This window comes from Streptomyces sp. OR43, from assembly GCF_008042275.1.
In the GTDB taxonomy this organism is placed as follows: Bacteria; Actinomycetota; Actinomycetes; order Streptomycetales; family Streptomycetaceae; genus Streptomyces.
Genome location: NZ_RDBK01000023.1, coordinates 80912 through 106818, shown reverse-complemented (window position 1 = coordinate 106818; position 25907 = coordinate 80912). Strand labels below are relative to the sequence as shown.

Annotated in this window: 27 protein-coding genes; 11 read left to right on the top strand and 16 right to left on the bottom strand. The window is 71.4% G+C overall.

Annotation, left to right across the window (positions count from 1 at the left end):
• Nucleotides 1–20: 20 nt before the first annotated feature.
• On the bottom strand, nucleotides 21–632 hold the full coding sequence (locus EAO72_RS12320; RefSeq protein WP_148017331.1) for an endonuclease: 612 nt from the start codon (nucleotides 630–632) through the stop codon (nucleotides 21–23).
• Between the two features lie 347 nt (nucleotides 633–979).
• On the opposite strand from EAO72_RS12320, the gene EAO72_RS12315 reads away from it, so the two are divergent.
• Nucleotides 980–1306 (top strand): plasmid stabilization protein, encoded by a 327-nt coding sequence (locus EAO72_RS12315; RefSeq protein ID WP_148017330.1) that lies wholly within the window; start codon nucleotides 980–982, stop codon nucleotides 1304–1306.
• Between the two features lie 89 nt (nucleotides 1307–1395).
• Here the strand turns inward: EAO72_RS12315 and EAO72_RS12310 are convergent, their stop codons facing one another.
• Complete coding sequence (locus EAO72_RS12310; RefSeq protein WP_148017329.1) at nucleotides 1396–2364, bottom strand: LLM class F420-dependent oxidoreductase; 969 nt, start codon at nucleotides 2362–2364, stop codon at nucleotides 1396–1398.
• A 134-nt stretch (nucleotides 2365–2498) separates the two neighbouring features.
• Between EAO72_RS12310 and EAO72_RS12305 the strand changes: the two genes are divergently transcribed.
• A complete protein-coding gene (locus tag EAO72_RS12305) occupies nucleotides 2499–2870 on the top strand; it encodes a VOC family protein (protein ID WP_148017328.1) in 372 nt (123 codons plus the stop codon).
• A 142-nt stretch (nucleotides 2871–3012) separates the two neighbouring features.
• Here EAO72_RS12305 and EAO72_RS12300 read toward each other — a convergent pair whose 3' ends face one another.
• Nucleotides 3013–3192: a hypothetical protein gene (locus EAO72_RS12300; RefSeq protein ID WP_148017327.1), complete on the bottom strand. Its 180-nt coding sequence runs from the start codon at nucleotides 3190–3192 to the stop codon at nucleotides 3013–3015.
• 176 nt (nucleotides 3193–3368) lie between these two features.
• Here EAO72_RS12300 and EAO72_RS12295 point away from each other — a divergent pair, with 176 nt between their 5' ends.
• Nucleotides 3369–4850 (top strand): aminotransferase class I/II-fold pyridoxal phosphate-dependent enzyme, encoded by a 1482-nt coding sequence (locus EAO72_RS12295; protein ID WP_148017326.1) that lies wholly within the window; start codon nucleotides 3369–3371, stop codon nucleotides 4848–4850.
• Nucleotides 4851–5322: 472 nt separating this feature from the next.
• Here EAO72_RS12295 and EAO72_RS12290 read toward each other — a convergent pair whose 3' ends face one another.
• The 6 genes from EAO72_RS12290 to EAO72_RS12265 form a co-directional block, all read right to left on the bottom strand.
• Nucleotides 5323–6156 carry a class II glutamine amidotransferase gene (locus tag EAO72_RS12290; RefSeq protein ID WP_148017325.1) on the bottom strand — a complete coding sequence of 278 codons (834 nt, stop codon included), beginning with the start codon at nucleotides 6154–6156 and terminating at the stop codon, nucleotides 5323–5325.
• Between the two features lie 227 nt (nucleotides 6157–6383).
• A complete protein-coding gene (locus EAO72_RS12285; protein ID WP_261991441.1) occupies nucleotides 6384–6989 on the bottom strand; it encodes an ATP-binding protein in 606 nt (201 codons plus the stop codon).
• 164 nt (nucleotides 6990–7153) lie between these two features.
• Nucleotides 7154–9262: a xanthine dehydrogenase family protein molybdopterin-binding subunit gene (locus tag EAO72_RS12280; RefSeq protein WP_148017324.1), complete on the bottom strand. Its 2109-nt coding sequence runs from the start codon at nucleotides 9260–9262 to the stop codon at nucleotides 7154–7156.
• 204 nt (nucleotides 9263–9466) lie between these two features.
• Complete coding sequence (locus EAO72_RS12275) at nucleotides 9467–10453, bottom strand: FAD binding domain-containing protein (protein WP_148017323.1); 987 nt, start codon at nucleotides 10451–10453, stop codon at nucleotides 9467–9469.
• The gene (locus EAO72_RS12270) at nucleotides 10450–11019 is read right to left on the bottom strand and encodes a 2Fe-2S iron-sulfur cluster-binding protein (protein WP_148017322.1); all 570 of its coding nucleotides are present in this window, start codon (nucleotides 11017–11019) and stop codon (nucleotides 10450–10452) included. The genes EAO72_RS12275 and EAO72_RS12270 overlap by 4 nt, the downstream gene beginning before the upstream one ends.
• A 92-nt stretch (nucleotides 11020–11111) precedes the next feature.
• Entirely contained in the window at nucleotides 11112–11504 is a 393-nt protein-coding gene (locus EAO72_RS12265) for a hypothetical protein (protein ID WP_148017321.1), read from the bottom strand.
• 199 nt (nucleotides 11505–11703) lie between these two features.
• Here EAO72_RS12265 and EAO72_RS12260 point away from each other — a divergent pair, with 199 nt between their 5' ends.
• Entirely contained in the window at nucleotides 11704–12036 is a 333-nt protein-coding gene (locus EAO72_RS12260) for a DUF6479 family protein (RefSeq protein WP_148017320.1), read from the top strand.
• A 206-nt stretch (nucleotides 12037–12242) separates the two neighbouring features.
• Entirely contained in the window at nucleotides 12243–13070 is an 828-nt protein-coding gene (locus EAO72_RS12255) for a VOC family protein (protein ID WP_148017319.1), read from the top strand.
• Nucleotides 13071–13082: 12 nt separating this feature from the next.
• On the opposite strand, the gene EAO72_RS12250 is transcribed toward EAO72_RS12255, so the two are convergent.
• From EAO72_RS12250 to EAO72_RS12240, 3 genes are all read right to left on the bottom strand, one after another.
• The gene (locus EAO72_RS12250; protein WP_148017318.1) at nucleotides 13083–13598 is read right to left on the bottom strand and encodes a DUF6328 family protein; all 516 of its coding nucleotides are present in this window, start codon (nucleotides 13596–13598) and stop codon (nucleotides 13083–13085) included.
• Between the two features lie 120 nt (nucleotides 13599–13718).
• Complete coding sequence (locus EAO72_RS12245) at nucleotides 13719–14210, bottom strand: GNAT family N-acetyltransferase (protein WP_148017317.1); 492 nt, start codon at nucleotides 14208–14210, stop codon at nucleotides 13719–13721.
• A gap of 48 nt (nucleotides 14211–14258) precedes the next feature.
• Complete coding sequence (locus EAO72_RS12240) at nucleotides 14259–14663, bottom strand: DnaJ family domain-containing protein (RefSeq protein WP_148017316.1); 405 nt, start codon at nucleotides 14661–14663, stop codon at nucleotides 14259–14261.
• Nucleotides 14664–14891: 228 nt separating this feature from the next.
• Between EAO72_RS12240 and EAO72_RS12235 the strand changes: the two genes are divergently transcribed.
• Nucleotides 14892–15467, top strand: coding sequence for a hypothetical protein (locus tag EAO72_RS12235; protein ID WP_187285020.1), 576 nt, complete (start codon nucleotides 14892–14894; stop codon nucleotides 15465–15467).
• Nucleotides 15464–16000 (top strand): hypothetical protein, encoded by a 537-nt coding sequence (locus EAO72_RS42975; RefSeq protein WP_261991440.1) that lies wholly within the window; start codon nucleotides 15464–15466, stop codon nucleotides 15998–16000. Before EAO72_RS12235 ends, EAO72_RS42975 begins: the two co-directional genes overlap by 4 nt.
• 128 nt (nucleotides 16001–16128) lie before the next feature.
• Here the strand turns inward: EAO72_RS42975 and EAO72_RS12225 are convergent, their stop codons facing one another.
• From EAO72_RS12225 to EAO72_RS12215, 3 genes are all read right to left on the bottom strand, one after another.
• On the bottom strand, nucleotides 16129–16929 hold the full coding sequence (locus tag EAO72_RS12225; RefSeq protein ID WP_148017314.1) for a tyrosine-protein phosphatase: 801 nt from the start codon (nucleotides 16927–16929) through the stop codon (nucleotides 16129–16131).
• Nucleotides 16930–17323: 394 nt separating this feature from the next.
• Entirely contained in the window at nucleotides 17324–17662 is a 339-nt protein-coding gene (locus EAO72_RS12220; RefSeq protein ID WP_148017313.1) for an SHOCT domain-containing protein, read from the bottom strand.
• A gap of 53 nt (nucleotides 17663–17715) precedes the next feature.
• Nucleotides 17716–18144: a DUF1269 domain-containing protein gene (locus EAO72_RS12215; RefSeq protein ID WP_261991439.1), complete on the bottom strand. Its 429-nt coding sequence runs from the start codon at nucleotides 18142–18144 to the stop codon at nucleotides 17716–17718.
• A gap of 280 nt (nucleotides 18145–18424) precedes the next feature.
• Here EAO72_RS12215 and mutA point away from each other — a divergent pair, with 280 nt between their 5' ends.
• Genes mutA through meaB form a run of 3 tightly spaced genes read left to right on the top strand, consistent with a single transcriptional unit; the run spans nucleotide 18425 to nucleotide 23511 of the window.
• Entirely contained in the window at nucleotides 18425–20284 is a 1860-nt protein-coding gene (gene mutA, locus EAO72_RS12210) for a methylmalonyl-CoA mutase small subunit (RefSeq protein ID WP_148017312.1), read from the top strand.
• On the top strand, nucleotides 20284–22485 hold the full coding sequence (scpA, locus tag EAO72_RS12205; protein ID WP_148017311.1) for a methylmalonyl-CoA mutase: 2202 nt from the start codon (nucleotides 20284–20286) through the stop codon (nucleotides 22483–22485). Before mutA ends, scpA begins: the two co-directional genes overlap by 1 nt.
• Before the next feature lie 12 nt (nucleotides 22486–22497).
• On the top strand, nucleotides 22498–23511 hold the full coding sequence (gene meaB / locus EAO72_RS12200; RefSeq protein ID WP_148017310.1) for a methylmalonyl Co-A mutase-associated GTPase MeaB: 1014 nt from the start codon (nucleotides 22498–22500) through the stop codon (nucleotides 23509–23511).
• Here meaB and EAO72_RS12195 read toward each other — a convergent pair.
• Nucleotides 23508–24389 carry a GNAT family N-acetyltransferase gene (locus EAO72_RS12195; protein WP_148017309.1) on the bottom strand — a complete coding sequence of 294 codons (882 nt, stop codon included), beginning with the start codon at nucleotides 24387–24389 and terminating at the stop codon, nucleotides 23508–23510. The two genes, meaB and EAO72_RS12195, sit on opposite strands and share 4 nt — an antisense overlap.
• Before the next feature lie 348 nt (nucleotides 24390–24737).
• On the opposite strand from EAO72_RS12195, the gene rho reads away from it, so the two are divergent.
• Nucleotides 24738–25907, top strand: coding sequence for a transcription termination factor Rho (gene rho / locus EAO72_RS12190; RefSeq protein ID WP_410090244.1), 1170 nt, complete (start codon nucleotides 24738–24740; stop codon nucleotides 25905–25907).

Here is a 25907-nt window from a genome sequence, read left to right as displayed (position 1 = left end):
CCTCCTGTCCGTCCGTCGGCTCACTTGGCCAGCTCGACGCGGACCAGGGCGGCCGCCAGCCTCGGCAGGTCGTCGCCGGTGACGAGGCCGGCCAGCCCTTCGGGCGTCTTCGGCAGGTGCAGCGCGGCGGCGGCGTGACGGGCCCGGGTGTCGAACGCCGGGCGCAGCTCGGGCCACACGCCCTGTGCCTCCCGGCTGAAGATGTCCGCGCCCACGGGCCCGATCCGGGGGAACTCCCGTAGCAGCCCGCGTATCCGCTCCGGATCCCCGTCCGCCTCCTCGCGCAGCCGCCGCAGATCTCCGCGGTACCGGTCCAGGAGCAGTCGCGCCCCGTCCCCGAGGGCGGTGGCCGTGCTCTCGTCGTAACGGCGGTAGTGCGCGCGGCCCAGGGCGTCCACGCGGTCCTGCCAGGAGGCTTCCGCCATCGCGCGCGGTGTGCGCATCCCCGCCGCGGACAGTTCCCGGGCCGCGGACACCGCGATGTCGGCCTTGATGCGCACCGAGAGCAACACACAGAGCGTCAGCAGCCGGTACAGCGGGGAGGGGGTGTTCCGGAGCCGGATTCCGGCTTCCTCGGCGTACGTACGCCCGTGTTCCTCCAGCAGACGTTCGGCTTTCGCCGACCGGGGCATGAGGCACCTCCCGCGGATCTCACACGGTGGTGCGGCTCGGCCGGCGTCATCCACCGCGTGTCGCTGTTCGTCACCGCGCACCGGCTCGTATGCCGGGCCGCCGGCCGGCCCCTCATTCTACTCGTCCGGGTGCGAGCGGGCCTTCGCGCGCATCCGGTTCCTCCTGTACGGGCCGTGCGCCCGGGGTCACCCGAGCGCACGGCCCGATGGGCGTTCGCCGGGCGGCGGTGCCATGTTTCGGACGTGGGCCAGTGGCTACCCGGTGTACGGCGACGCCGCATCTGCTTGCCGGTGCGGACCGTGTGCCACTGGACAGGGAAACCGACGACTACCAGGAGGAGAGCGCCATGCCGGCAGGATCCAGCCGCAAGCGAGAGCGTCAGTACGAGCACGTGAAGGAGAGCGCCAAGGACCGCGGCGAATCCGAGAAGCGCGCGAAGGAGATCGCCGCGCGCACCGTCAACAAGGAACGCGCCCGCTCGGGTGAGTCGAAGACATCGAGCAGAACGTCCACACAGGACCCCAAGTCGGCTTCCCAGCGCGGCGGGGAGCGCTCGCACCAGGGCGCCCAGGGCCGTACCAGGGACCAGTTGTACGAAGAGGCCAAGAGGAAGAACATCGAGGGCCGCTCGACGATGAACAAGGAGCAGCTCCGCAAAGCGGTCAGCCGCTGAACCTCCGGGCATCGCCCGTGGGCCGCAGGGCCCCCCGTGGGCCGCAGGGCCGTGACCGGCCGTGCGGCCCCTTTTCAGCCAATTGCTTTTCAGCCAACGGCCCGAAGGGCGGGCAGCAGCTCTTCGCGTGCCCATCGGATGAAGGACTGCTGGTGCTCACCGCCGATCTGCACGAGTGCGATCTCGGTGAACCCGGCATCGATGAAGGCGCGTACCGCTTCGACGAACTCCTCGACGTCGTCCCCGCAGGGGACCGAGCGCGCCATGTCCTCGCGACGCACATGCTGGGTGGCCTGGTCGAACGCTGCGGGGCCCGGCAGTTCGGAGTTCACCTTCCAGCCGCCCACGGACCAGCGGAACTGGTCGTGCGCACGGCTGACCGCCGCGTCCCGGTCCCGGTCGTAGCAGACCGGCAGCTGGCCGACGCGTGGCTTCCCACCGCCGCCATGCCGGTCGAACCCGGTGAGCAGCTCCTGTCGGGGCTCCGTGGCGATGACGAGGTCCGCCAGCCGGCCCGCGAGCGCACAGGACCGGTCCCCGGAGACCGCGACACCGATGGGCACGCGCACCTCCGGTACGTCCCACAGCCTGGCGTTCTCCACGTCGAAGTGGGTGCCGTGGTGGCTGACGTATCCGCCGTCGAACAGCGCTTGGATGATCTCCACCGCTTCTTCGAGCATCTCCAGCCGCACATGCGCCGACGGCCACCCTGCGCCGACCACATGCTCGTTGAGGTTCTCGCCGGATCCCAGCCCGAGCCGGAACCGCCCGTCGGACAGCAGCTGCATCGTCGCGGCCTTCTGCGCCACGACCGCCGGGTGGTAGCGAGTCGTCGGGCAGGTCACGTAGGTCATCAGCGGGATGCGGGAGGTGGCCTGCGCGGCCGCGCCCAGCACGCTCCACGCGTAGGGGGCGTGTCCTTGCTCAGCCAGCCACGGGAAATAGTGGTCGGAGGTCACGGAGAAGTCGAAGCCGGCCTCCTCGGCCGCCACCACGTCGTCGACGAGCGCACGCGGTCCCGACTGTTCGGTCATCATCGTGTATCCGAATTGCACCATACGGAATGGTTTTCCCTGTTTTGGAGAGTGAAACATCCTCGCCGGAACGAGGTGGCCGAGGCACGTTTCTCCCCTCGAGCCCGTGGAACCCGAGGCATGAACGCCGTAGAAGCAGACAGGAACCGAGGGACACCATGACTGTCGCCACGTATTGCCTGGTCGCCGTCGATTGCCCCGACCCCGAGGCGCTGGCCGCCTTCTACCAGGGGATTCTGGGCGGTGAGGTGAAGCGGGGAGCCGAGAACTGGTACGACCTCTACGTCCCGGGCGGGGCCCGCATCGCCTTCCAGCTCGCCCCTGACCACCGTCCACCCGAATGGCCCCGGGGTGACTTCAACTCCCAGCAGGAACATCTCGACTTCCACGTGACGGACATGGACCGAGCCCAGCGCGAGGTGCTCGCGCTGGGCGCTGAGCCACTGGATCTCGACGACCGGGGCGGCGAGCGCGGTTTCCGGGTCTTCGCGGACCCAGCCGGGCATCCGTTCTGCCTCTGCCGTCAGTGAGCGGCGGATCTCCACCGCCTCTGCCGTCAGTGAGCGGCGCATCTCCACCGGCCGGGCCGGAACGCGACGCGCGCGGCAGAACTCACGCACGCGGGCGCCCGCGTCGCGTGCGCGCTCGTGACGCCGTCGCGGGCTCGCGAAGTCAGCGGGCGGCCGTGCGCCGGGCGGACCTGGCGCCGGCCAGCACGCTCCGCGCCACGGCTTCCCTCCGCCGGCCCTCCTCCTTGAGACTTTCGTCGCCGAGCGCGGCGCCGTCCGACTTGAGCTTGGCGGCCCTGGCCCTCATGGCCAGCGCGCGGACGAGTTCGACTTGCCTTCCCATGCGTCCTCCGCACCTCCCGGGTCGTACGTTCTCGGGCGCGTTCCGGTCATGCGCCCTGCGCGGAGGTTTCCCCTCAGATCCGGATTTAACCGGAATCAGTTGACCTGCCTTTCCGCCGACGCCCTCCTCCCCGACCCGCGTGATTGGCCCGGTCGCGCAGCGGGAAGGCGACTCGAATGCGGATCAACCATGAGGAAGCGCCTGTTCTCGATGCCCTGGCCGCCTATCGGCAGCGGGACGAACTCGGATTCTCGCCCCCGGGGCACAAGCAGGCCCGGGGCGCGGCACCGGAGGTCAGGGCCCTGCTCGGTGACGCCGTCTTCTTCGGTGACCTCCTCGCCAGTGGCGGACTCGACGACCGGCGGATGAAGTCGGCCGTGCTGCAGCGGGCCGAGGACCTCATGGCCGACGCCGTCCACGCCGACCACACCTTCTTCTCCACGTGCGGCAGTTCGCTGTCGGTCAAGGCAGCGATGCTGAGCGTCGCCGCGCACGGCGAGAAGCTCCTGGTGGGACGCGACGCACACAAGTCCGTCATCTCCGGCCTGATCCTGTCCGGTATCAGGCCGGTGTGGATCAACCCCCAATGGGACACGGAACGCCATCTCGCCCACCCTCCGTCGGCGGACGCCTTCGAACAGGGCTTCGCGGAACACCCCGACGCGAAGGGAGCCCTGGTCACCAGCCCCACGCCGTACGGGGTGTCGGCGGATCTGCGAGCCATCGCCGACGCGTGTCATCGCCACTCCCGCCCGCTCGTCGTCGACGAGGCCTGGGGAGCGCATCTCCCCTTCCACCCGGATCTGCCGGCATGGGCGATGGACGCCGGGGCCGACGTGTGCGTCACCAGCGTCCACAAGATGGGCAGCGGACTGGAACAGGGGTCCGTGTTCCATCTTCAGGGCGAGCTGGTCGACCACGACACGCTGGCATCACGGGCGGACCTGCTGGGCACGACGAGTCCCTCGGTGCTGCTGTTCGCCGGCCTGGACGGCTGGCGGCGTCAGATGATGACGGACGGTCACGCGCTGATGTCCCGCACACTCGATCTCGCCGCTTCCGTGCGAGAGGAGATCGAGTCGATCGACGGAATGCACGTCAACGACCGTGCCGACTTCTGTGGGCCGGGTGCCGGGTTCGGGTTCGATCCGCTGCCGGTCGTCATCGACATCGAAGGGCTCGGCATCTCCGGATACCGCGCGGCCGACTGGCTGCGCGAGCACCACCGTATCGACGCGCATCTGATGGATCACCGCCGAATCAGCACCCAGCTCACCCATGCCGACGACGCCGGCACCACGGAGCGTCTCCTGAGCGCGTTGCGTGACCTCGGCCGCCGGGCGTCCGGCCTGCCACGGGGGCCGAGGACGGCAGTTCCGTCACCGGACCGACTCCGGATGGAGCAGGCGCGTCTGCCGCGCGACGCCTACTTCTCGGCCACCGAGGACGTGCCGGTCGAGCAGGCCGCCGGACGGATCGCCGCCGAGATGGTCACGCCGTATCCTCCGGGCATCCCCGTGGTACTGCCCGGCGAGCAGCTGACCGAGCCCGTGCTGCGCTATCTCCGTACCGGGCTCGACGCGGGCATGAACCTGCCCGATCCGGCCGACCCCGCACTGGACACCGTACGAGTCTGCGCGAACGGGGACGGCGCGTGAAACGGAACCGGTCCGGCCCCCGCTGACGGCTCACTGAGCCGGGCCACCCCGGAGTCAGTCACGTGTTCCGGAGACACACTCCGTCACCACGGCCCGCAGGCCGCCGGTGCGGGCGGACACGTCCCCCGCGTCCCCCGTATCTCCTTCAAGCTTCCCGCACGACGTCCTGAGAGACCTTCCGGGCTCCGCCGCGGCGTTCGAGGGGCGCGGCGGTTGCGGGCGCCCCGGCACGGACGGGACGGACGACGCTGCACGCCGACGCGCTGCGCACCCGGAGCTCCGTGGACCGGATCGTGCTGGACGCTCATCACGTACGGCACCCTGGCGATCCGGAGCCGTTCGTCCCGGAGAGCGACCCGCGCTCGCCGTCCCCGGCCCGTCCGGCGGGACGCGCGCCACGGGCCCGGCCCCCGGAGCGTCCCGGCATCGCACGGTTCGGGAGCTGCACACGACCGGGAAACGGGTGCGGGACCTACACGGGTTCGGGAACGAAGGGGAGGAACGCGTCGGCGCCCGGCTGGATGACCCCGTAACTGCTCTCGGGCACCTGGTTCCACTCGCCGGGCAGCCCGCCCAGTGGTTCGGAGACCACCATGCGGGTGCCGTCGGACACCTCCCTCAGGACGTCCAGGTCCGGCTGAAGTGCCCGCACGGTGTCCGCGCCCGTGCTGCAGAACAGCGACCTGGACGCGCGCATGCTCGAGTAGCGGAACGCCCACAGCCGCTCACCGTCGGACACCGCCACGGTCATCTGCAGCGGATGCTCCACACCGTGCTCGTGGCCCAGCCGTTCGATCAGCCCGGCCATGCGTGCCACGGCGCCCGGCACGTCCTGGTCGAGACCGAAGGTGATGGCCAGATAGAACATCACCTCCGAGTCGGTGGATCCTTCCAGGGCGGAGAACAGCGCCGGGTCGACGGCCAGGGAAAGGGCCCGTCGCAGGCGGTGGAAGTCGGCGACGGCTCCGTTGTGCATCCACATCCAGCGGCCGCGCCGGAACGGATGGCAGTTGGTCTGCTGGATCGCCGTTCCCGTGGACGCCCGGACGTGCGCGAAGAACAGCGGAGACCGTACATGGTCCGCGAGCTCCCGCAGATTGCGGTTGTTCCACGCGGGTCCGGTGTCCCTGATGACGGCGGGTGTGTCCCTTTCGGGCCCGTACCACCCGACGCCGAAACCGTCGCCGTTGGTCGTCTCGACGCCCAGGCGCGAGTGCAGGCTCTGATCGATGAGCGAGTGTTCCGGCTTGTAGAGGAGATCGCTGAGTACGACACTCGTGCCGGAGTAGGCCAGCCATCTGCACATGAGCGGCTCCCTTTCCCGAGTGGACGTGCGGAAACGGTCCCGGCGTACTCGGGCCACCGCCACGGTCCCGGCGCGCCCGAGAGTCGTCGTGCTGTCCACGCTACCGACTCGGTGCGCCGGGACCGTGGCGGTGGCCCGAGTACGCCGGGACCGTTTCCGCACGTCCACTCGGGAAAGGGAGCCGCTCATGTGCAGATGGCTGGCCTACTCCGGCACGAGTGTCGTACTCAGCGATCTCCTCTACAAGCCGGAACACTCGCCCCCGACCCTGCCCCGTTCCGGCGCGGATCGCATGCCTCTGGCATGCATGGTCCGCGCCGGTCGGGTATGCGCAGGGCGGGGGCGTCGGTCCGGACCGGGGCGGCCGTGGGGAACTCCTCGACCACCGCGGCCGGCGCCCGGCGGGACTCGCGGACCCCAGGCAGCGGCGGCAGCGGCACCAGCTCGATGTGCTGGGGCTCCTGCGCGTAGCGGGTGAACCAGACGACCTTGCCCTCGGCCGTCCGGCAGGTGCCCCAGCTGTCGCTGAGGGCCATGACCCGGCTGAGGCCGCCGCCCTCCTGGAGCAGCCGCGGCATGTCGGAACCGTTGTCGGCGACGGAGACCGTGAGGTGCCGTCCGGACCAGCGGAGTTCGAGGACACAGGTGTTGTCGTCGCCGACGTGCCGCTGGACGTTGGTCAGCAGCTCTTCCACAGCACGGCACACGGGCCGGATGTGGAGTTCGAGACTCCAGTGGCGGAGGTGTGCGGCGACTATCCGTCGCAGCTGGGACACACGCTCTGCCGATACCTGGAGTTCGACCAGATAGTGCCGGTCGAGTGGAACGGTCATCGTCGAGGCTCCTCACATCGAGGCCCACGTACTTCGCCCGTTGAACGAACGACCCCCGCATACGAAGAGTGAGCAGATGTCACTTCTGGGTCACTCCTCAGGGTGAGGCCGCGGGGCCGGATGCGCAACACATCCGGCCCCGCACCCCCGGTGACCGGCGCGTATCACCCGCCTCGGTGCAGCGCGGACAGCACCCGGTCGGGGGTGAGCGGGAGCGTGCGCAGCCGGACGCCGGTGGCGTGGTGGAAGGCGTTGCCGAGGGCCGCGGCCGCGCCGACGATGCCGATCTCTCCGATGCCCTTGCTGCCCATGGGGTTGAGGTGCGGGTCGTCCTCGTCGATCCAGTGCGCCTCCAGGCCGGTCACATCGGCGCAGGCCGGCACGTGGTACGAGGCGAGGTCGCTCTCGGTGAAGTCCCCGAAGACCGGGTCGAGCGAGCCGCCCTCGGTCAGGGCCATGCCGAGCCCCATGGTCATGCCGCCGATGAGCTGGGAGCGTGCGGTACGGGAGTTGAGGATGTGCCCGGCGGCGAAGACCCCGAGCATCCGGCGCACGCGGACCTCACCGGTCCGCGAGTCGACCGCGGCCTCCGCGAAGTGGGCCCCGAACGCGTGGCGGGCGTAGCGCGACTCCTCGGCCGTCTCCTCGGTGGTGTCCGCGGTGACGGTCACTCCGGCGGCGGGCAGCGGTCCGGAGCTCTCGCCCAGCCGCTGCACGAGGGCGGTGGCCGCCTTGTGTACGGACCAGCCCCAGGAGGCGGTGCCGGAGGAGCCGCCGGCCAGCGGGGCGTCCGGCAGATCGCTGTTCCCGATATCGACCCGCACGTTCTCCACCGGTGTCTCCAGCACCTGTGCGGCGATCTGGGCCAGGACGGTCCGGGCGCCGGTGCCGATGTCGGTGGCGTTCACGGCGATGCGGTAGGAGCCGTCGGGTTCCGCGTGCGCCGAGGCGTGGGAGGCGGAGGCGTAGACCGGGTACGTCGCGGCGGCGACGCCCGTACCGAGCAGCAGGGCGCCTTCCCGGCGGACGGCCGGGCGCGGGTCGCGGTCGTTCCAGCCGAAGCGTGCGGCCCCCTCCCGGAGGCAGGCGGCGAGACCGCGGCTGCTGAAGGGCTTGCCGGAGTCGGGCTCGGCGGCCGGATCGTTGCGCAGGCGCAGTTCGACGGGGTCGAGCCCGAGGCCGGAGGCGAGTTCGTCCATGGCTGATTCGAGGGCGTACATGCCGGGCGCCTCGCCCGGGGCGCGCATCCAGGACGGGCTCGGTACGTCGAGCGCGGCGACCCGGTGGACGGTCCGGCTGTGCGCGGATCCGTACATCACGCGGGCCGGGACGGCGGCCTGTTCCACGAACTCCTTGACGGTGGAGGTGTGCGTGATGATCTCCTGGGCCACCGAGGTGAGGGTCCCGTCGTTCGCCGCCCCGAGCCGGACGCGCTGCACGGTGGGTGCCCGGTGGCCGACGACGGCGGCCATGTGGCGCCGGGGCATGGCCAGTTCCACGGGACGTCCCGTGTGGAGCGCGGCCATGGCGGCGAGCACGGCCTGGGGGCGAGGAGTTCCCTTGCTGCCGAATCCGCCGCCGACGTGTTCCGACACCACGGTGACCTGGTCCGGGCGGAGTCCGAACACGGTGGCGAGACTGTCGCGCACCTTGGTGGCGCCCTGGCTGGAGTCGTACAGGGTGAGCCGCCCGTCCTGCGACCAGAGCGCGGTCGTGGCGTGCGGCTCCATGGGGTGGTTGTGCAGCGGCCCGAGCGTGTACGTGGCGTCCACCTGAACGGGGGCCGCGGCGAACGCGCGGTCGGCGTCGCCGCGTTCGCGGACGGCCGGGTACCCGCCGTTGGCGGTCTCCGGGGTGTACAGGCCGGCGTGGTCGGCGGTGAGGACGGTGTCGTGCGGGGCGGTCTCGTAGGTGATGTCCAGCGCCTCGGCGCCGGCCCGTGCGCCTTCGAGGGTGTCGGCCACCACCAGAGCGATCTGCCAGCCGCGGTGCGGCACACGGTCGTTCTGGAGCACGGCGAGGATCGGGTCGTCCGGCTCCCGGGTCCTTGGCGCGTTCTCGTGGGTGAGGACGGCCTGCACACCGGGGAGGGCGAGGGCGTCGGTGGTCCGGATCGCGGCGACCCGGCCGCAGGGCACGGTGGCGGGCACCGGCCAGGCGTACAGGCAGCCGGGCAGGTGGCGCTCGGCGGCGTAGCGGGCGACGCCGGTCACCTTGTCCCGGCCCTCACGGCGGACGACGGGTGCGCCGAGCGGCTGGGGGGCGTGGCTCATGGCGGAATCCTCGGCTGTTCGGGGGGCACCGCTGGCGGGCGCCCCGGGGGGCGTGCGTCTTCAAACGTCGGCGTCTTCAAACGTCGGCATCTTCAAGCGTCGGCGCCTTCGAGCCCTGGCGTTTTCGGGCGCCGGCGCCCTCTGGCCCTGGCATCTTCAGGCACGGGCATCTTCGGGCGCGGGCATCTTCAGGCGGGGGCATCTTCAGGCGCGGGTGGTGAGTGCGGCCAGGACGTCGACGGCCAGGTGCCGGGCCAGAGTCACCTTGAACGCGTTGTCGCGCAGCGGCCGGGCCGCGGCCAGTTCGGCGTCCACCGCGCTCAGGTACACGGCATCGCCCGCGGGTGCGCCGCGCAGCGCCTCCTCGGCGGTGCGGGCGCGCCACGGCCGGTGGGCGAGTCCGCCGAACGCCAGCGCGGCGTGCTCGATCCGCCCGTCGCGCACCCGCAGGACGGCCGCCACGGAGGCGAGGGCGAACGCGAACGAGGCACGGTCGCGGGCTTTGCGGTAGAGGGAGACCGTGCCCTCGGGAAGCGGAGGAAGGACCACCTCGGTGATCATTTCGTCCGGCCGGATCACGGTGTCCGCACTCGGGTCGTCCCCGGGCAGACGGTGGAACTCGGCGACGGCCACCGTCCGTTCGCCGTCCGGTCCGTGCAGGAGCACCACGGCGTCGAGGGCCGCGAGCGCCACCGCCATGTCCGAAGGATGGGTGGCCACGCACGCGGTCGAATGACCGATGACCGCGAGGTCGCGGTGGGCGCCCTCACGGGCCGGGCAGCCGCTGCCGGGTTCCCGCTTGTTGCAGGGCTTCGACGTGTCCTGGAAGTAGGGGCAGCGGGTGCGCTGGAGCAGGTTCCCGCCGGTGGTGGCGGTGTTGCGCAGTTGGCCCGAGGCCCCGGCCAGCAGCGCCTGGGAGAGCACGGGATAGCGCGTACGGACAGCGGGGTGGGCGGCCAGGTCGCTGTTGCGGACGGTGGCCCCGATGCGCAGTCCGCCGTCGGCCGTGTCCGTGACCCGGTCCAGCGGCAGCCGGCTGACGTCGATGAGGAGGCCGGGACGCTCCACGCCGAGTTTCATCAGGTCGACCAGGTTGGTGCCGCCGCCGAGGAACCGGGCCCCGGGACGGGCGGCGCTCTCGCGAACCGCTTCGGCGACCGATTCCGCGCGCACATAGGCGAAGGGCTTCACGACGCGACATCCCCGATCGCCTCGACGATACGGGGGTAGGCGCCGCACCGGCACAGGTTGCCGCTCATCCGTTCGCGGATCTCGGCGGCGTCGAGTGCCACCGGGGCGGTGACGGGCGCGGTGGGCGCGGTCGCGTGGGACGGGAAGCCGTCCTGCGCCTCACCCAGAACGCCGACGCCCGAGCAGATCTGCCCGGGCGTGCAGTAACCGCACTGGAGCGCGTCACGCTCCAGAAAGGCCTCCTGGAGCGGGTGCAGCCGGCCGCTGTCGGCCAGGCCCTCGACCGTGGTGATCCGGGCCCCGTCCTGCGCCACGGCCAGCAGCAGACAGCTGTTGGCGCGCCGGCCGTCCACGAGCACGGTGCAGGCGCCGCACTGGCCATGGTCACAGCCCTTCTTCGCCCCGGTCAGGCCCAGGTGTCCGCGCAGCGCGTCCAGGACCGTGGTGCGGTGGTCGAGCGTCAGGGTGTGATCGGTTCCGTTGACGGTGAGGGTGAGGGTGGAACGGTGGCCGGTTGCCCGCTCCTCACCCTCGCCGCTCCTCCCCCGGGTGGTGGTCGGGTCCACGTGACGGCACCTTTCGAGAGGTAGTTTTGTCTGCTTTCTACCAGCCTGGTGGCGGCTCCGCGTCGTGAAGCCGCAGCGGCGTGGCGTTCGGCCTACTTGTTCTTCAGCCGCAGCCGGACCTCCTCCTCCTGGTCGCCGGAGACCGTGCCGACGACCTGCACGGCGAAGGCGTCCGCCAGGCCCTGCCGGAGCCGGTCGACCGCCCGGTAGCCGCCCTGCACGTCGACGGTGACGGGCTCACCGAGCTCCACGGACCCGGACACCACCCGGGCCTCCGTGACGTCGACGGTCACGACCCATGCCGTGGGCCGCTTGCCGTCGACCTCCTGGGGTACGTCGGCCGAGGCCCGGTCGGTGACGAAGGCGGCCCGAAGCACGTCGAAGACCGTGCGCGCGTCGTCCTTCCCGCACCCGCTGACCACGACCGACACCTCGCGGCCGTCCCGGTTCTCCTCGGACTGCTGCTTTGCCTGTGTGCTGTTCACCGCGGTTCCTTCCCATGGGGTCACTTCCAGGCTCACCCCGCGGGCGGACGCCTGCGACACGGGTGGCCCGGAAGCCCCGCGGGTACCCGTGAACGAGCAGCCCACGCCGTCCCAAACATTTTCAGTGGCTTTATCCACTTAAAACATGAATTCGATGCCAGAGTTGAGTGACAGCCTCACCCTGGGGTATCCGGCAAGCATGGATGTATCGGATGGAGCCCTGAATTCCCTGGCCATCACCCTCGCGGACGGACGGGGCGCGACCGGGGCGGTGCTGGGTGTCGTCGGCGTGGTCCTGGTGGCTGTGCTGATCGGCGCCTTCTGGCTGGGCAAGCGGCGGCGCGACCAGGAACTGCCGCCGCCCCGGCCCGAGGAGCAGCCGCTGACGCCGGACCACCGCGCGCACGTCGAGGAGCCCGATGTCCACGGCGACGACGCCTTCCCGCCGGATGGCCGTGGGCTGTCGCCCTACGAGCTCGGCGATCACGGGAACGAGACGCTCCACCGGGACGACGACGAGCGCCGCGACTGAGCGGCCCCCGCGTTCCGAACGGGGCAGGCACCGTCCCGGATCGGTCGCCTTTCCCCGCAAACGCCCCTTCTCGCGGCCGCCCGCGCCTTTGACCGGTCGGCCGCGTCGCCGCGTGTTGCGGGAGCGGCCGCCCGCGGAGAGGCTGGTGAGGGCCCCGAGGGCCATCGGCATTCATCTGCCGCACTCCCCATGAAGGCAGTAGGACCATGACCGGAAGTACCTCTGGTACGGCATCCGCGCCCGCACCGCTGACCGGGTCGGCGGCGCCCTGCTGGGTCAATCTGATGACCCTGAACCTGGAGTCCGCCCAGGAGTTCTACGGCCCGGTGATGGGCTGGACGTTCCGGCCGGGCAAGCTCGGCCAGGAGTTCTCGGTCGCCCGCCGCGGTGACGTACCCGTCGCCGGGATCGGCGCCGTGGCGACCACCTTCCAGGTGGCGGTGGCGTGGACGCCCTACTTCGCCGTCCAGGACGCCGATGCCACCGCCGCCCGGATCCGGGAGCGCAGCGGAACCGTCGCGGTCGGCCCGCTGACGCTGGGCAAGGGGCGCGGCGCGCTGGCGGCCGACCGGGACGGTGCGGGCTTCGGCATCTGGGAGCGGACCGCGCCCGCCACGTCGCCGCCCGCCCCGGACGGCCATGCGCACGCCTGGCTGCGGCTGCGCACGCGCAACGCGTTCGACGCCGCGATCTTCTACGGCGAGGTCCTGGACTGGGCAAGCGGACGGCCCGGCTCCTGCGAGGTGGCGTACGCGAAGGACGAGGTGGTCGTCCAGTGCGGCGGGCGCCAGCTGGCCCGGATCAGCTCGGGCGCCCTCGAGGCCGCCCCCGACCCGCTGGTCCGCCCGCACTGGCAGGTCAATTTTCCGGTGGATGACGTCGCCGTCGCTGTCGCGTCGGCCCAGAGGCACGGCGGTTCACTGGTCGAGGAACTGTCGCGGCCGGAAGGACGCGAGGCGACACTCGTCGATCCGGACGGCGGGCTCTTCACTCTCACGGACGTCCACCGCGCCGAGGACACCGGCGCGCCCTGACTCCGCGTGCCGTCACCGATCCCGCCGACGGCCGTGGGACCGGGTCAGCGCCCAGGCGGGGAAGACGAACCAGCAGATGAGGAACCACAACGCCATCCCGCCCACCAGCCAGAGGGCGAGGGCGTTGTGCAGCGCCACCCGCAGGATCAGCAGGAGCGCCGAACACATCGTGCAGAACAGCAGGATCAGCCCGATCACGGTCAGGCGGGACGCCCAGGTGACCGTCTGCGGCTTCATCCGCCGCCCCGTGAGCAGCCGGTGGTACGACACGGGCCCGATGAGCGCGCCCGCCGTGGCGGAGCCGAACATCACCGTGATCACGTAGATCGTGCGGTCGGTGTCGGAGAGATCCGTGAAGCGCGGCTGGAAGACGACGGCGAGCAGGAAGCCGAAGAGGATCTGTACGCCGGTCTGGGCGACGCGCAGTTCCTGGAGCAGATCGGTCCACCGGCGGTCGGCCCGTTCCTCCGGCGTCTCCCGGCGCCCCCACCCGCGGTCCTGTCCCTGCTCCTCCTCGGGTGGGCTCACCGTGGACCTCCGTCCGCCTAGTCACAGTTCCTGTACGTCTCGTGCCCCTTTTCCCACACCGTAGACCTCCGGCAATGGGGCCGCCCGCCGCGTCGCGGGACGCCGGCTGCCCGGCCGCTCTCAGCCGACCGGCAGCACGAGCACGGGACGGTCCCACATCACCGCGGGCGGCGCGGCCCGCACGGTTCCGGTCCGGTGGGCGCCCACGCTCGCGTAGAACCCCTCGGCCGGCGGATGCGAGACGATGCGCACCTCGGTGAGTCCGGCCGCCTGCGCTTCGTCCCTCAGGTGTCCGACGAGCAGGCGCCCGATCCCGGCGCCCTGCGCGTGGTCGGCGACGAACATGAGGTCGAGTTCCGGCGGGTCGATGATCAGGGAGTAGAAGCCGAGCAGCCGGTCCGTGGTCTCCCCCACGGCCGCGAAGACCCTGTGCGTCTCGACGTAGTCGTGGCCCACCCGGTAGCCGGCGACCATGGGTGCGTACGGACCCTCGTAAGCGCGGGAGGTTCGCACGAGCCGGGACAGGCGCTTTGTGTCCCGCGCACCGGCCCGCCTGACCCCGACGTCTTCGCCCAGGGCCCGGCGCGCCCGCTCAGTAATGCCTGATCTCATGCTCCGAGTATTACGCACCTGGGATGGAGCAAGACGCCACCGGAGGCTTCAGGAGGAGCGGCGCGCCGCTCGCCACTCCTCGACGACGGCCTCGACATCGAACGGTTCGAGTTTCAGGAGCGGCCCGGGCGGCGGCCTCCTGACGGCCTCGGCGATCTTCTCGTTCACCTCGCCCAGCATCCGCCGCACCTGGGCCTCGGTCCGCGTCCCGGGCACGGCGGCGAGGGTTTCCTCCGCCTCTTTGCGCAGGGCCAGCGCCGGCGGGAGCACGGACATCCCCTCGCGCTCCATCTTCGCCTTGATCCACCACGCCTCGTCGTAGGGGCGGTCGAGTCCTTCGAGGGGCTTGCCGAACCCCGGCAGCTGCGAGACGTCACCCCGCTGCTCGGATTCCCGGATCTGCTTGTCGACCCATGACTCGAAGCTGACGCCCGCGGGTTTGCGCTCGGTCACCGTGATGCCCCTCTCGGAGATGCCTCTGGTGTGCGGCCCCTTCACGATACCCAGCCGCACAGCGCCGGGCGGACCGGCCGGGCGGGCGGGCACCGGGCCTTGCAACGCCGACGGCGGGGTACACGAGCGGCACGCCCGTCCGGACGACGACGACGGGACACGACCGAAAGGGATGGTGAGAGTGATGCACAGCCACACGCGAACCGGGACCCGGCGGGAGTGGTGACCATGACGACCGTAGTGATCATCGTCGCGGTGGCCCTGGTGGCGGTCTGCGCAGGTGCGTTCGTGTACACACGACAGGCAGGCGGCCAGGGAATGCGGCGTCGCTTCGGGCCCGAGTACGACCGGGCCGTCGCCGGCCACGACGGCGACACGAAGGCCGCCGAACGTGAGCTGCACGAGCGGTGGAAGCGGCACCGCTCCCTGCACGAGCGCCCCCTGACGCCCGGGGCCCGCGCCCAGTACTCGGACCGCTGGACGCGGATCGAGGGCGGCTTCGTCGACGCGCCGCAACAAGCCGTGGCAGAGGCGGACATCCTGCTGGCCGAACTGGCCCGGGACCTCGGCTTCCCCGACGGCAGCGACTTCGGGGAGCAGAGCGCCGCGCTCTCCGTTCACCACGCCGAGCACGTCAACGGCTATCGCCGGGTGCACGCCGCCCGGCAGGGCGACGGCGGCACGGAGGACCTGCGGGAGGCGCTGCTGGAGGCCCGCGGCCTGTTCGACGTCCTCGTATCGAACGGAACGGACCGATCTGTCCGTCGGCACCCGCACCCTGTGGAAGGAAGTGGCACGGCATGACGCACGACGCCGGAAACATCCCGCCCGTCCCGAGCGACGCTCCCGAGGCGGCGAAGCGGCCCCGGCCCGCCGCTCCCGACGCCGGCGCGGACCGCGGCACCCGGGAAACCCGGGCAGCGAGCACCGGAGCGCCGGGCACCGTAGGAAAGCCGCGGCCGGACAGCGCCCCGGACGGGGGGCCGCGGACGAGGCCCCCCGCCGCAGCGCCCCGGAACGAAGACGGCACGGCGGATGACACCGACGGGCGCGCACCCCACGCGCTCCGGCCCCTCTTCCCGGAGGGCGACCACGACAAGCTCGCCCTGCGGATCCAGCACGCGGTGAGCGAGTTCGTCGAGAGCCCCCGCCGCGCGGTCGAGGAAGCCGAGAGCACGTTCGACTCCGTCGTCGAGGGCCTCAAGGACGCACTCGAAGAGCAACGGCGCACGCTCGGAGGCGTCGGACGGGACGGTGATCCCGGCATGCGGACCGAGGAACTCCGCGTGACGCTCCAGCACTACCGGGACCTCACCGAACGGCTGCTGAACGTGTGAGGCGCGCGGCCGCACCGGCTCGCGGGCGCATGCCCTTTCCCGCAGGGCGGCCCCGCGTCCCGGCCCGGACGTGACTCCGCCCCCGGCGATGGCGCCGGGGGCGGAGTCACGTGGTGCCGTGCGGCCGGTCAGCCGGCGGGCACCACGAGGTCGTCCCGCAGCCGCCGCAGTGCGGCTTCCGGGATGCGCAGCCCGTCGCGCGCGTACCCGTCGATCCCTCCCCAGCGCTCGTCCATGGCGTCCAGCGCCGTGTCGAGGTAGCGGGGCCTGACCTCGATGATCGCCGAGGCGATCTCCGGGTCGCCGCCCGCGTCGAGATAGCTCTGCACGGACGGCCGGAAGGCGACCCGCATCACCGGGTTCACGGAGAGGAACTCTTCCCGGACGACATCGCGCGAGGCACCGAGGAGGAGCAGCAGCAGGACCGCCCCCCAGCCCGCCCGGTCCTTGCCCGTCGTGCAGTGGAAGAGCACCGGGCGCGCGGCGGCGTCGGCCGCCGTCTCGAGGAAGGCCCGGTAGGCGGCAGCCGCACGCGGCGAGAGCACCACCTGCCGGTAGGTCTCGGCGAACATCTCCTCGGCCTTCCCGCCCCCCAGCAGCCGCTCGGTCTCGACCGGATCGGCGAGCAGGGCGCGGAGCCTGGCCGGCGCCACGCCCGGATCGTCCCCGAGCACGTCGGCGACGAACAGCCGGGCGCCGGGCGGCAGACGGTCGGGGGCCGAGGCCCGTTCGTCCGCGGTCCGCAGGTCGACGACCGTACGGATGCCGAGCACGGCCACCGTCGCGTCGTGTACCGGGTCGTGCCCGCTGAGCTGGCCCGAGCGCAGCACCACGCCGGGTCGCACCTGCCGGCCGGGCCCGAGAGCGATGCCGCCCAGATCCCGCAGGTTGAGAACAGAGGCTGCCGGGACGGCCCTGGCGGTTTGCACGATGAGATTCCTCTTTTCCCGACACGTATCCGAATTGATTTCGGCCTGGCCGGATCAAAAGTCGCATGATGTCGGGAAATCGACAAAGTAAAACGCCGGTGATCATCGATCGCGCGCACGCGGACCGAGGGGGTGCGACAGGAGGCGTGCGCAACGCTTCCGACCTGGGGCGTGGCGCTCACGCGCCGTCCGGAATCCGCCGCCGCGCCACCGGGTGTGGCGCGGCCCAGCCCGTTCTGCGGCGCGGAGTCAGCGGAAAGGCCCCGGAGAAGCCATGGAGAGAGGCGCGGAGAGGCCGCAGCAAGCGCGCCCGCGGAAAGAATCGCGACAGGGAGAAATCACGTTCTCACCGGCCGGGCCCGGCGCCGGGCCGGCCACTGCTGCCCGGCGGGTCTCACTCGGCCAGAAGTCTTGCCTTCTGGGCCTCGAACTCGGCATCGTTCAGGATGCCTTGCTTCTTCAGCTCCGCCAGTCGCTCCAGTTGGCCGATGAGATCGTCGGCGGGTGCCTGGGCGGCCTGCTGCTGAGCGGCCTGTTGCTGGGCCGCCTGCTGCTGGGCGGCCTGCATCTGCATCTGCTGACGCATCTGCTCCTCGGCCATCTGCTCGGAGTCGTCCTCGGCGAACCTCGCCTGCTGGCGCCGCTGAACGCGGCCGCTGACCGCCGAGGCGGTTCCCGCGACGACGGCCGTGCGCGCCGCGGCGCCGAGCAGACCGGGCCCGCGACGGTTCATTCCAGGTCCTCGAAAGATCGGCATGTCGTACGCCTTTCCGGTGCGGTGCGTTGTCAGCTTGCGGACGCGGCGGCTGCCACTGCGGCCTCCGCGACGTCTGCGGGAATCCGCTCATGGGCGACGAGTTGTCCGCCCGACGCGCGGACCGCCTCGGTGAGGGGCAGCGCCCAGAGGTCCTCCCACACGATCAGCGCCGCGGAACTGCCCGGTGGCACGCTCTCGCCGAGGGTCCGGATGTCATCACTGTTCAGCAGGGCGCCGGCCTCACCCTCGACCGGCTCGAAGGAGACCAGGTCCTCCGGGTCGAGGTCGTCCAGTTCGACGATGTCGATCGCACCGTCCTCGGACCGGTACACGAAGGTCAGGTCGATGATGCGCACCGCCTTGGACGCCACCGCTTCCGCCAGCGCCGGCGCGATGGCACCGGTGAACCGGCTGCCCGGGAAAGCGACGACGAGGTACTCCACAGGTCCCACAGCCACGGGCGTGTCCTCTCCGGAAGGATGAATTGCCAGCAGCATAACTTCGGACATTTATTGCCGCACTGTGGCAAATCGTCACCGGCCGGAGGATGCGCATCGGCCACGGCTGCCGGCAACCGGCGCCCGCCCGGATCTGCCGGCCCGCGAAGGGGCAGCCATGCGGCGCATGCGGACGCCGCCCTACGCGACCGTACGTGAAGGATCAAGTGCGTTCGGAGAGAGGGCAAGGTCACAGGCCGGGCCTCTGCTGCCCGTCCGGGACCTGTCCTAGCATCTGGGCATGACGGTCCAGCCTGCTGACGGGCTTTCGTTGGCCGCCGAATTCCCTGACCCCGCCCACGAGCAGTGGCAGAGCCTTGTCGAAGGTGTGCTGCGCAAGTCGGGCAAGGACGTTTCGGGTTCGGCCGCCGAGGAAGCACTGTCCACCACGGTGGAGGACGGGCTCATCACGCGCCCCCTCTACACCTCGCGCGACGACGCGCCCGATGCCGGTCTCCCGGGCTTCGCCCCGTTCACCCGCGGCAGCACGCCGCAGGGAAGTACGGCGGGCGGCTGGGGCGTACGGCAGCAGCACACGTCGACGGATCCCGTACGGCTCAACGAGTCCGTGCTCGGGGACCTGGAGAACGGCGCCACCTCGTTGTGGCTGACCGTCGGAGGCGTCGGCGGTGTGCCGGTCTCCGGTCTGGCGCGGGCGCTGGAAGGCGTCCACCTCGACCTGGCACCGCTCGTACTCGACGCCGGGGACGAACTCGACGCCGCGGCCACGGAGTTGTTCCGGCTTCACCAGGAGCGCGGCGTCCCGGCGGACGCGGTGCGCGGCAACCTCGGGGCAGACCCGCTCGGGCAGGCCGCCCGCAGCGGCGACGAGGCGGACCTGACGTCCGCCGTGCGCTGGGCAAGGCACTGCGCGGCCGGGTATCCCGGGCTGCGGGCGCTGACCGTGGACGCGCTGCCGTACCACGAGGCCGGCGGCTCGGCGGCGCAGGAGCTGGGTACTTCGCTGGCCACGGGCGTCGCCTATCTGCGCGCGCTGACCGACGCGGGACTCGGGGTCGACGAGGCCTGCGCCCAGCTGGAGTTCCGGTACGCGGCCACCGCCGACCAGTTCCTGACGATCGCCAAGCTGCGCGCGGCCCGCCGGCTGTGGGCCCGGGTCACCGAGGTCTGCGGGGCGCCGGAGGCCGGGGCGCAGCGCCAGCACGCGGTGACGTCGCCGGTGATGATGACGCGGCGCGATCCATGGGTGAACATGCTGCGGACCACGCTGGCCTGTCTGGGCGCCGGCGTCGGTGGCGCCGACGCCGTGACCGTGCTGCCCTTCGACCACGCGCTGGGTCTCCCGGACGCGTTCGCCCGGCGCATCGCCCGCAACACGTCGACGATCCTGCTGGAGGAGTCCCATCTGGCCCGGGTCATCGACCCGGCGGGCGGTTCCTGGTATGTGGAACGCCTGACCGACGAACTCGCGGACGCCTCCTGGGCCTTCTTCCAGGAGATCGAGCGGGCCGGCGGTCAGGCCGCGGCGCTCCGTTCGGGCATGGTCGCGGACCGGATCGCGGCCACCTGGGCCGCCCGCAGCAAGGACCTGGCGCGGCGCAAGGAACCGATCACCGGCGTGAGTGAATTCCCTCAGCTCGCGGAACGCGCGGTGGAGCGCGAGCCGGTGCCGCCGGCCGCGACCGGGGGTGGCGGCCTCCCGGTGGTCCGCCGCGACGAGGCCTTCGAGGCGCTGCGCGCCCGTTCGGACGCCCATCTGCTGGCGACCGGCGCCCGGCCGCGGGTCTTCCTCGCCGCGCTCGGTCCCGCCTCGGCACACACCGCTCGCGCCTCGTTCGCCGCGAACCTGTTCCAGGCGGGCGGCATCGAACCCGTCCACGAGCCGGTACAGGTGGACGCCTCGTCGGCCGCGGCGGCCCTCGCCGCGGCGGGAACGGACGTGGTGTGCCTGTGTTCCAGTGACGCGCTCTACGCCGAACAGGCCGGCGAGGTCGCCGAGGCGCTCGTCGCCGCCGGCGCGCAGCGGGTGTACCTGGCGGGACGGCCCGGGGCGCACCCGGGCGTCGACGAGTACGTCTTCGCCGGATGTGACGTGGTGGCCGTGCTCTCTTCCGTTCTCGACCGTATGGGTGTGGCGTAATGCGGATCCCCGATTTCTCCGACATCGAGCTCGGGCCGGGCGACGGCGCCGAGGTGACCGAGGACCAGTGGCGTACCGCGGTCAAGGAGTCCTCCGGGAGCTCCGAGGGCGACCTGCTGTGGGGGACCCCCGAGGGCATCGCGGTCAAGCCGCTGTACACCGGGCAGGACCTGGAGGGCATCGACTTCCTGGGGACGTATCCGGGGGTGGCGCCGTATCTGCGGGGCCCGTATCCGACGATGTACGTGAACCAGCCCTGGACGATCCGGCAGTACGCGGGTTTCTCCACCGCCGAGGAGTCCAACGCCTTCTACCGCCGCAACCTGGCGGCCGGGCAGAAGGGTCTCTCGGTCGCGTTCGACCTGCCGACCCACCGCGGCTACGACAGCGACCACCCGCGGGTGACCGGTGACGTCGGCATGGCCGGTGTGGCGATCGACTCGATCTACGACATGCGCCAGCTGTTCGACGGCATCCCGCTGGACAAGATGTCCGTGTCGATGACGATGAACGGCGCGGTGCTGCCCGTACTCGCCCTGTACATCGTGGCTGCCGAGGAGCAGGGCGTCGCGCCCGAGAAGCTGGCCGGGACCATTCAGAACGACATTCTGAAGGAGTTCATGGTCCGCAACACCTATATCTATCCGCCGAAGCCCTCGATGCGGATCATCTCCGACATCTTCTCGTTCACCTCGCAGAAGATGCCGCGCTACAACTCGATCTCCATCTCCGGCTACCACATCCAGGAGGCCGGGGCCACGGCCGACCTGGAACTGGCCTACACCCTGGCGGACGGGGTGGAGTACCTGCGGGCCGGACGCGACGCGGGTCTCGATGTCGACGCGTTCGCGCCGCGGCTGTCGTTCTTCTGGGCGATCGGCATGAACTTCTTCATGGAGGTCGCCAAGCTCCGGGCCGCCCGCCTGCTGTGGGCCAAGCTCGTCAGGGAGTTCGAGCCGAAGAACGCCAAGTCGCTTTCCCTGCGCACTCATTCGCAGACGTCGGGATGGTCACTGACGGCGCAGGACGTGTTCAACAACGTCACCCGCACGTGTGTGGAGGCGATGGCCGCGACCCAGGGCCACACCCAGTCCCTGCACACCAACGCCCTGGACGAAGCCCTCGCGCTGCCCACCGACTTCTCGGCCCGCATCGCCCGCAACACCCAGCTCCTGCTCCAGCAGGAGTCCGGCACGGGCCGGGTCATCGACCCGTGGGGCGGCAGCGCGTACGTGGAGAAGCTGACGTACGACCTGGCGCGGCGGGCCTGGCAGCACATCGAGGAGGTCGAGGCGGCGGGCGGCATGGCCAAGGCCATCGACGCCGGCATCCCCAAGCTCCGTATCGAGGAGGCCGCGGCCCGCACCCAGGCCCGCATCGACTCCGGACGCCAGCCCGTCATCGGCGTCAACAAGTACCGCGTGGAGACCGACGAGAAGATCGACGTCCTCAAGGTCGACAACTCCTCCGTGCGCGCCCAGCAGCTGGAGAAACTGCGGCGGCTGCGCGAGGAGCGCGACGAGCAGGCCTGCCAGGACGCACTGCGCGCGCTGACGGAGGCGGCCGGGCGGGATCCGGGTCCCGGTCTTGAGGGCAACCTGCTGGCGCTGGCCGTCGACGCGGCGCGGGCGATGGCGACCGTGGGCGAGATCTCGGACGCCCTGGAGAAGGTGTACGGCCGGCACGCGGGCCAGATCCGTACGATCTCCGGTGTGTACCGCAACGAGGCAGGGGAGTCGCCGTCCGTGGACCGCACCCGCGCGCTGGTCGACGCGTTCGAGGAGGCGGAGGGACGCCGTCCGCGGATCCTGGTCGCCAAGATGGGCCAGGACGGGCACGACCGCGGCCAGAAGGTCATCGCGACCGCCTTCGCCGACCTGGGCTTCGACGTGGACGTCGGCCCGCTGTTCCAGACGCCGGGCGAGGTCGCCCGCCAGGCGGTCGAGGCGGACGTGCACATCGTGGGCGTCTCCTCCCTCGCCGCCGGCCACCTCACCCTCGTCCCGGCGCTGCGTGAGGAGCTCGCCGCCGAGGGCCGGGAGGACATCATGATCGTGGTGGGCGGGGTGATCCCGCCGCAGGACATCGACGCGCTGCACGAGGCGGGCGCGGCGGCGGTGTTCCCGCCGGGAACCGTGATCCCGGACGCGGCTCACGACCTGGTGACGCGGCTGGGCGCCTCACTCGGCCACGAGCTGTGAGCCGCTGAACCGATGGCTCCGAAGATCGATCTCGACAGCTATGTGAAGGGGGTGCTCGACGGGAAGCGGGCGCACATCGCGCGCGCCATCACCCTCGTCGAGTCCACCCGTCCCGACCACCGGGCGCTGGCCCAGCAGTTGCTGCGCGAGCTCCTGCCGCACTCGGGCAACGCCCGGCGCATCGGTATCAGCGGGGTGCCCGGCGTCGGCAAGTCGACGTTCATCGACGCGCTCGGCACGATGCTCACCGGGCTCGGACACCGGGTCGCGGTGCTCGCCGTGGACCCGTCCTCCAGCCGGACCGGCGGCTCCATCCTGGGCGACAAGACCCGGATGGAGCGGCTCGCGGTGGACCCGGCGGCGTTCGTCCGCCCCTCCCCCACCGCCGGCACGCTCGGCGGCGTGGCGAAGGCGACCCGCGAGTCCATCGTGGTGATGGAGGCGGCGGGTTATGACGTGGTGCTCGTGGAGACGGTCGGCGTCGGCCAGTCGGAGACCGCTGTCGCCAACATGGTCGACACGTTCCTGCTGCTCACGCTGGCCCGCACCGGTGACCAGCTCCAGGGCATCAAGAAGGGTGTGCTGGAGCTGGCGGACGCCATCGCCGTGAACAAGGCCGACGGTCCGCACGAGCGTGATGCCCGCTCGGCGGCGCGTGAACTGGCGGGCGCGCTAAGGCTGATGCACCCGGTGGACGCGGCGTGGACCCCGCCGGTGCTGACCTGCAGCGCCCGGGAGTCCAGCGGTCTGGACACCCTGTGGGAGCGGCTGGAGCAGCACCGCACGCTGCTCGAATCGACGGGCCGCCTCGCGGCCAAGCGCAGCGAGCAGCAGGTCGACTGGACCTGGACGATGGTGCGGGACGAACTCCTGGAGAGCCTGCGCAGCCACCCCGAGGTGCGCGCACGTGCACCGGAGCTCGAACTGCGCGTACGGGAGGGCTCGTTGCCTGCCACACTGGCCGCCGAACAGATCCTGGAGGTGTTCCGGGGACCGGGTCCGGCGACCGGGCGCGCAAGCCTCTAGAGGTCGAGCTGGTACTCGAACGAACGGTGCGTCGGCTCGTATCCGAACGCGTCGTTGATGCGCCGCATGTACGTGTTGCTGTCGGCCGTATCCGCGAGCAGGCCGCCCAGGCCCGGGTGGCGCTCGCGGGCCCCGAGGATGGCCGCGGCCTTCATCCACCGGGCGAGGCCGTGGCCCCGGTGCTCGGGCAGGACGCCCGTGCCGTAGTGCTGCCCGTCGCCCTGTCCGTCACCCGGCACGACGAGTTCGGTGAAGCCGGCGATCGACCCGTCGGCCTCGTCGACGGCGGCCACCGTGTGCAGGTGGTCGCCGCGGTCCATGACGGCCCGCGCGACGGCCCTGACCCGGTCGACGTCCCAGGCCACGGTGCCGTAGTCGGTGTCGTCCATGGGCATGTCGTCCATGGCGCGGCGAGACGCGGCGAACGTGTGCGCCAGCGGTTCCGGGACGATGCCGTCCCAGGATTCCAGCCGGTAGCCCGGATGCGGTTCGCGGGTGATGGCGGTCAGGGCCGCGGCGTCCGCCTTCCCGAGTGCCAGCCGGGCGTACGTGAGGGCGAGGACCCGGCGCGCGCCTCCGGCCTGCAGGAACAGGTCGCCCGGGGTGCCGGCCTCGGTCTGCGCGACGACCGAACGCCGGCCGTGCTCCCTGGCTCCCCGGACGGCCGCGTCGAGCAGCCGGGAGCCGGTGCCCTTGCGGCGTTCCGCCGGGTGCACGTGGAGTTCCAGTTCGGCGAGATGGTCCTGGCCCTCCCGGGTGAAGACCCGGAGGAACGCCGATCCGACGGGCGCTCCCTCTTCGTCGGACGCCAGCCACACCAGGCGGTAGCCGCCCGCGTCGCGGTCGGGATCGGTGAGGGCGGTGAGGTGGATCGGCAAGGTGACTCCGCGGTCGGGAGGGAGAAAGGGCCCGGAGTACCAAACCACCCCCGCTCCCCCACCGCAACGGGTTACGGCCCCGGATGAGAACGTCGGCCGCATCACATCGGGCCTCCCGAGCCCGGCGGCCGTGCTACATTGCCATCGGTACATGTGTACGCCTCTTTTTTCAGGCTCCGGTACCGATTCACCTTCACCACGCTGATGCGCCCGTCCTCTTCGGCCGGCGATCCAGCTTCCTCGCATTGCTTCTCCAGCCCGGTACGGACTCTTTCCCGCCGGTCTTTCCTGCCCGTCGTCCGGGGCGTGAGTTCTCCGCCCCTGTCTCTGCCGGGCCCCTTCATTCGCATGTCCGCGAAAGGACCACCCCGCATGACCACCACACTCGAAAACCCCGTATCCACCACCCGGCCCGCGACCACCACGGCCGCCGCCGGCATCCTCGACCTGACGCAACAGGGGCACGGCTCACTGCGCTCGCCCGGCGGCCACCCGGCCCCCGGCGACGTCCAGGTGCCCTCGGCCCTCATCCGCCGGTACGGCCTGCGCAAGGGCGACGCCGTCGAGGGTCTCTGCGAGCGGCGCGGCGCCCTGAGCGCCGTCGCCCGCGTCAACGGGCTCGCCCCGCAGACGCTGCGCGGCCGCCCGCACTTCCGCGACCTGACCCCGCTCCACCCCCGGCAGCGACTGCACCTGGAAACACCGTCCGGCGGTCCCTCGACGCGCATCGTCGATCTGGTCGCCCCGGTCGGCAAGGGACAGCGCGGGCTGATCGTCGCGCCGCCCAGGACCGGCAAGACGGTCCTCCTCCAGCAGATCGCGGCGGCCGTCGCCGAGAACCACCCCGAGTCCCATCTGATGGTGGTGCTCCTCGACGAACGCCCCGAGGAGGTCACCGACATGCGCCGCTCGGTCCGCGGCGAGGTCTACGCCTCCACCTTCGACCGGCCCGCCAAGGAACACATCGCCCTCGCGGATCTCGCCCTCGAACGCGCCAAGCGGCTCGTCGAGCAGGGCCGCGACGTCGTCATGCTGCTGGACTCGCTCACCCGGCTCTGCCGGGCCCACAACAACGCCGCGGGCAACGGCGGCCGCACCCTCAGCGGCGGTGTGGACGCAGCCGCGCTGACGGGCCCCAAGAGGCTCTTCGGTGCCGCCCGCCTCACCGAGGAGGCCGGCTCGCTGACCATTCTGGCCACGGCTCTCGTCGAGACCGGCTCCCGCGCGGACGAGTACTTCTTCGAGGAGCTGAAGGGCACGGGCAACATGGAACTGCGGCTCGACCGCTCACTGGCCGAGAAGCGGATCCACCCGGCGGTGAACATCGCCGCCTCCGGCACCCGCCGCGACGAACTCCTCGTTCCGGCAGATGAGTTGACCGCTGTACGCGGACTGCGCCGGGCCCTGCACGCGCGGGACGCCCAGACGTCCCTGGAGACGCTGCTGGACCGGATCCGGAACACCGGGGACAACGCCGCGTTCCTGCGCATGATCCGTACCACGGTGCCGCCGGCCTGA

What these genes read in the sequence shown, in the direction of transcription:
- EAO72_RS12260 (WP_148017320.1), top strand. Translation starts at nt 11,704, where the DNA reads ATGGATGTATCGGATGGAGCCCTGAATTCCCTGGCCATCACCCTCGCG.
- EAO72_RS12315 (WP_148017330.1), top strand. Translation starts at nt 980, where the DNA reads ATGCCGGCAGGATCCAGCCGCAAGCGAGAGCGTCAGTACGAGCACGTG.
- rho (WP_410090244.1), top strand. Translation starts at nt 24,738, where the DNA reads ATGTCCGCGAAAGGACCACCCCGCATGACCACCACACTCGAAAACCCC.
- EAO72_RS42975 (WP_261991440.1), top strand. Translation starts at nt 15,464, where the DNA reads ATGACGCACGACGCCGGAAACATCCCGCCCGTCCCGAGCGACGCTCCC.
- EAO72_RS12255 (WP_148017319.1), top strand. Translation starts at nt 12,243, where the DNA reads ATGACCGGAAGTACCTCTGGTACGGCATCCGCGCCCGCACCGCTGACC.
- EAO72_RS12235 (WP_187285020.1), top strand. Translation starts at nt 14,892, where the DNA reads ATGACGACCGTAGTGATCATCGTCGCGGTGGCCCTGGTGGCGGTCTGC.
- EAO72_RS12320 (WP_148017331.1), bottom strand. Translation starts at nt 632, where the DNA reads ATGCCCCGGTCGGCGAAAGCCGAACGTCTGCTGGAGGAACACGGGCGT.
- EAO72_RS12295 (WP_148017326.1), top strand. Translation starts at nt 3,369, where the DNA reads ATGCGGATCAACCATGAGGAAGCGCCTGTTCTCGATGCCCTGGCCGCC.
- EAO72_RS12220 (WP_148017313.1), bottom strand. Translation starts at nt 17,662, where the DNA reads ATGAACCGTCGCGGGCCCGGTCTGCTCGGCGCCGCGGCGCGCACGGCC.
- EAO72_RS12305 (WP_148017328.1), top strand. Translation starts at nt 2,499, where the DNA reads ATGACTGTCGCCACGTATTGCCTGGTCGCCGTCGATTGCCCCGACCCC.
- EAO72_RS12285 (WP_261991441.1), bottom strand. Translation starts at nt 6,989, where the DNA reads ATGACCGTTCCACTCGACCGGCACTATCTGGTCGAACTCCAGGTATCG.
- EAO72_RS12310 (WP_148017329.1), bottom strand. Translation starts at nt 2,364, where the DNA reads ATGGTGCAATTCGGATACACGATGATGACCGAACAGTCGGGACCGCGT.
- EAO72_RS12300 (WP_148017327.1), bottom strand. Translation starts at nt 3,192, where the DNA reads ATGGGAAGGCAAGTCGAACTCGTCCGCGCGCTGGCCATGAGGGCCAGG.
- EAO72_RS12290 (WP_148017325.1), bottom strand. Translation starts at nt 6,156, where the DNA reads ATGTGCAGATGGCTGGCCTACTCCGGCACGAGTGTCGTACTCAGCGAT.
- scpA (WP_148017311.1), top strand. Translation starts at nt 20,284, where the DNA reads ATGCGGATCCCCGATTTCTCCGACATCGAGCTCGGGCCGGGCGACGGC.
- EAO72_RS12245 (WP_148017317.1), bottom strand. Translation starts at nt 14,210, where the DNA reads ATGAGATCAGGCATTACTGAGCGGGCGCGCCGGGCCCTGGGCGAAGAC.
- meaB (WP_148017310.1), top strand. Translation starts at nt 22,498, where the DNA reads ATGGCTCCGAAGATCGATCTCGACAGCTATGTGAAGGGGGTGCTCGAC.
- EAO72_RS12280 (WP_148017324.1), bottom strand. Translation starts at nt 9,262, where the DNA reads ATGAGCCACGCCCCCCAGCCGCTCGGCGCACCCGTCGTCCGCCGTGAG.
- mutA (WP_148017312.1), top strand. Translation starts at nt 18,425, where the DNA reads ATGACGGTCCAGCCTGCTGACGGGCTTTCGTTGGCCGCCGAATTCCCT.